The sequence below is a fragment of the Streptomyces beijiangensis genome, from assembly GCF_017315755.1.
GTDB lineage: Bacteria > Actinomycetota > Actinomycetes > Streptomycetales > Streptomycetaceae > Streptomyces > Streptomyces beijiangensis.
The window spans coordinates 1-4,301 of the sequence record NZ_JAFLRJ010000451.1; the positions used below are offsets into that span (position 1 = coordinate 1).

5 protein-coding genes are annotated in these 4,301 nt (G+C 72.0%); all 5 read left to right on the plus strand.

The annotated features are described in order from the left end of the window. A partial coding sequence (locus tag J0695_RS34280) for an ROK family protein (protein WP_206968674.1) occupies positions 1–735 on the plus strand: 735 nt, incomplete at its 5' end. 136 nt (positions 736–871) lie between these two features. Beyond that, the gene (locus J0695_RS34285) at positions 872–1,642 is read left to right on the plus strand and encodes a hypothetical protein (protein ID WP_206968675.1); all 771 of its coding nucleotides are present in this window, start codon (positions 872–874) and stop codon (positions 1,640–1,642) included. A gap of 59 nt (positions 1,643–1,701) precedes the next feature. Further along, entirely contained in the window at positions 1,702–2,469 is a 768-nt protein-coding gene (locus J0695_RS34290) for a GntR family transcriptional regulator (RefSeq protein WP_206968676.1), read from the plus strand. 123 nt (positions 2,470–2,592) lie between these two features. Next, positions 2,593–3,714, plus strand: a complete 1,122-nt coding sequence (locus J0695_RS34295) for a TIGR03364 family FAD-dependent oxidoreductase (protein ID WP_206968677.1) — start codon at positions 2,593–2,595, stop codon at positions 3,712–3,714. A gap of 8 nt (positions 3,715–3,722) precedes the next feature. After that, on the plus strand, positions 3,723–4,301 hold a 579-nt coding region (locus J0695_RS34300; RefSeq protein WP_206968678.1), incomplete at its 3' end, for an HAD family hydrolase.

The following is a 4,301-nucleotide window of genomic DNA, read 5'->3' on the forward strand; positions in this document are numbered from 1 at the left end:
CGGACGGGCTTGATTTGCCCGTCCGGGTTGGTCATCGGGGTTGGGGTGGCCGCTCCCGGGCCGCTTGATCATGGGGCCGGGGTGTTGCATCGCGTCACCGGGTTTCCGCAGTGGAACGGGGTGCCTTTGCGCGAGGTGCTGGCGCGGCGGCTCGGGAGCGACGTGGTGCTCGACAAGGACACCAACGCCGCAGCCCTGGGGCTCGCGCTGCGCGGGCCCGGGGCCTCCGACTCCTTTGCGTATCTGCATCTGGGGAGCGGGCTCGGCGCCGGGCTCGTCCTCGACGGCGCGCTCTACCGGGGCGCCCGCACCGGGGCCGGTGAATTCGGCCACCAGACGATCCTGCTCGGCGGACCCCCGTGCGGCTGCGGTGGGCGCGGCTGCATCGAGGCGCTCTGTCTGGGCGCGGTCGAGCGGGGCGACCCGGCCGCCGCGGCACGGTTTCTGGGGGCCGGGGCCGCCAACCTCGTCGGGCTGCTCGACATCGACCGGGTGCTCCTCGGCGGGCGGACCGTCGATGCCCACCGGGATCTCTTCGTACGCGGGGTCGGCGCCGTGCTGGAGGAACGGGCCCGCAGGCAGGGCGGCGCGCCCGCCGTCCCCGTCGTCGCCGCTGACGGCGGGCGGGGAGCGGTCGCCGAAGGCGCCGCGCAGCTCGTGCTCGCGCCCGTCTTCGGGCGCGGAACCGCGCCGGCCCGCGGCGGTCCCAATCACAACGGACCGAAAATGGCCTGACCGAGCGGGATCGACGGGCTGTTCGGCCGTACGAGGTCGTGGCGTTCCGGGCCGGGCGCGCGCGCATGGGAGTGTCGCCGGACATCACCGGGTGGCCACCTGGTGGGACGCGTCCACCCGGGAGCGAGCGTTGCCCATGCGACTGCGCAATTCGATTGCCGCCGCGACGGCCGCGGCCGCGCTGGTCCCCGTAGCCGTCGGCTCCGTGTCCGCGGCGGCGGCGGCCGAAGCCGGGCCGCCGTACCGGCAGGTCTGCGCGGCCGGCGCCGGATTCCCGCTCGGGACCACGCTCTACGGCGGGCCCACCACGTACAGCGCCGGCGGCGCACCCGCTTCCTGGTCCCTCGACATGGCGAACAGCGCCAAGGACACCTGTCGCGCCATCCATCCGGTGGTCGTCCTCACCGACCGGAACCGCGCCCTGAAGCCCGGTCAGATCCGCATGGAGTTCTACGACGCGGACACCGGCCGCTGGCGCCCCGTCTCCTTCGAGGTCACCGACGAGGACGAGCTCATCGGCGTCTTCGACGACGGCTTCCCCGGCTTCACGGTCGGGGCGGGCAAAACGCTCACCGTGAAAGTACGGCTCGGCCTCACCCGCGACGCCGCCTCCACCGAGGTCCTCGCCAGCGCCGCCGTCGTGCAGCGCAGGGGCGACGACGGCGACTGGGTCGGCGAGTCGAACGACTACCGTTTCAGCATCGTCGCCCCCGCCGACGCCACCACCGGTGTCACGCCCGGTGTCACGCCCGGTGTCGGTCCCGGTGTCGGTCCCGGCGTCGGAAGCGCCGAACTCGCGGAGACGGGCCCCGGCTCCCTGCCCGGTCTCGGGACTGCCGCCGGTTCGCTGTTCCTCGGCGGCGGAGTCCTCGTGGCGAGTGCCCGGCGACTGCGCCGGCAGCCGTAACCGCGGCGCGGGCACCGGTGGGTGGGGATCCGTTCAGCTTCGGATGAGAACATCCCGGCGTGGACTACCCGAATGACCAGGCACCTGGCGCACCCGTACGCTCCGGCATCCCGGAGCACGGCCGCATTCCCAAGTACTACGCCGTCAAGGCCCATATCGCGCTGCTGATCGGCGAGTTGGGCGAGGGCGGACTGCTGCCCACCGAACGCGATCTCGCCCTGCGGTACGAGGTCTCGCGCGAGACGGTGCGCCAGGCGCTGCGCGAACTGCTGCTGGAGGGACGGCTGCGGCGGCAGGGGCGCGGCACGGTGGTGGCCGGCCCCAAGCTGGAGCAGCCGCTGTCGCTGGCGAGCTATACCGAAGGCGTACGGCGGCAGGGACGGCGGCCGGGACGGCATCTGATCTCCCTCGACCGCTTCCCGTGCCCGAAGGCGCTCGCCGCCGAGATGGGGTTCGCACGGGACGAGGAGGTCTGGCACCTGGAGCGGGTGCTGCTCGCCGACGACGAGCGGGTCGGCCTGGAGAGCACGTACATCGCGGTGGCGCGAGCGCCTCGGCTCGATGTGGACTTCGAGCCCGACTCCTCCTTCTACTCGTATCTGCGCGAGCGGCTCGGGATCGTCTTCGGGGACGCGGACGAGCGGATCGAGACCGTACTGGCCACTCCGCGCGAGGCCCTGCTCATCGGTACGCCGCCCGCGCTGCCCATGCTGCTGATCCACCGGCTCTCGCGGGACACCGGCGGACGGCCGCTGGAGCGGGTGCGCACGCTCTTCCGGGGCGACCGCTTCAGCTTCACGACGCGGCTCGGCGCGGACCTCCGCTGAACACGGCCCGACTCGCGTCGATAACAGAGACGTAACGGGTCTAGGCCAGCCTTGGGAGGCTGTTCACCGTGCCGTTGCCGAGAGGTCGGCAGCGGGTCACTCCTCCCAAGGAGCGTAGCCGTCGTGAGAGTCATAGTCGTTGGAGCCGGCGTCGTGGGAACCATGCACGCCTGGCACGCAGTGGAACGCGGCCACGAGGTCGTACAGATCGAGCGCGAGAGCGAGGCACGCGGCGCATCACTCCGTAACTTCGGACAGATCTGGGTCAGCGGCCGCGCGGGCGGCGAGGAGCTGGAGACCGCGCTGCGGGCCCGGGTGCTCTGGGAGGAGATCGGGGAGCGGGTGCCCGGTCTCGGCTTCCGCGCCAACGGGTCCCTGACGCCGGTACGGGGGGAACTCGAACTGGCCGTCGCCGAGGCCGCGTTGAAGCGCGGCGACGCGGAGGCGCGCGGCTACCGGGTGGTGAGCGCCGCCGAGGCACGGGAGATCAACCCCGCGCTGAAGGGTGACTTCGAGGCCGCCCTGTACTGCGAGCGCGATGCGGCAGTGGAGCCGCGCGTCGCCCAACTTGAGCTGAAGAAAGCGCTGTTGGCGTCGGGGCGGTACACCTACATCGGCGGGCGTGAGGTCCGTGAGGTGATCGGTGAAAACGCCGTGCGCGACGACCTCGGTGAGGTTCACACCGGGAACGCCGTGGTGTTCTGCACCGGCGCCTGGCTCGGCGGTCTGGTGCGCGAGCTCGCCCCCGAGCTGCCGGTGCGGCGGGTCCGGCTGCAGATGATGCAGACCGAGCCGCTGGGGGAGACGCTGACCACGTCGGTCGCCGACGCGGACTCGTTCCGTTACTACCCCGCCTATGCGAGCGAGGCGCTCGACGCGCTCAACGCCGGGCAGGCCCAGGACCCGGTCGCCGCCGAGCACAAGATGCAACTGCTGATGGTGCAGCGCAAGGACGGCGGACTGACCATCGGCGACACCCATGAGTACGAGCACCCCTTCGGGTTCGATGTGCGGGAAGAGCCGTACGAGCATGTGGCGCGAGTCGCCGAAAGCTTCCTCGGACGGCCGCTGCCGAAGATCAGGCACCGCTGGGCCGGGGTGTACGCGCAGTGCACCGACACGACGCGTGTTGTTCACCGCGAGCAGGTGCGCGACGGTGTGTGGCTGGTGACCGGGCCCGGCGGGCGCGGCATGACCTGCTCGCCGGCCATCGGTGAGACCACCGCCAACGAGCTGGGCTGGTAAGGAAGTTGATGAGTGTGAGCAAGAAGAAGTTCAACCTGGTCGTGCTCGACATGGCCGGTACGACGGTGGCCGACGGCGGGCTCGTCGAGCAGGCGTTCTCGGCGGCGGCATGGCAGATGGGCGCGGACCCGGAGTCGATGATCGGGTACGTGCGCGCCACCATGGGCGAGTCGAAGATCTCCGTGTTCCGGCACCTGTTCGGGGGCGACGAAGGTCTCGCGCAGACGGCCAACGCGGCCTTCGAAGCGGCGTACGGGGAGCGCGTCGCCGCGGGCCTCATCGTGCCGATACCCGGCGCCAGGGAAGCGATCGAGCGGCTGCGGGGGGAAGGGCGGAGCGTCGTCCTGAGCACCGGGTTCGCCCGGGTCACCCAGGACGCGATCCTGGCGGCGCTCGGGTGGGAGGGGCTGGCGGACTTCACGCTCTGCCCGGCCGACGCGGGTGGCCGCGGCCGGCCGTACCCGGACATGGTGCTCGCCGCCTTTCTGCGGTCGGGGGCCGCCGACGGTGTCCAGGAGATCGCGGTGGTCGGTGACACCTCGTACGACATGCTCAGCGGCGCTCGGGCGGGGGCCGGGGTCGTGGCG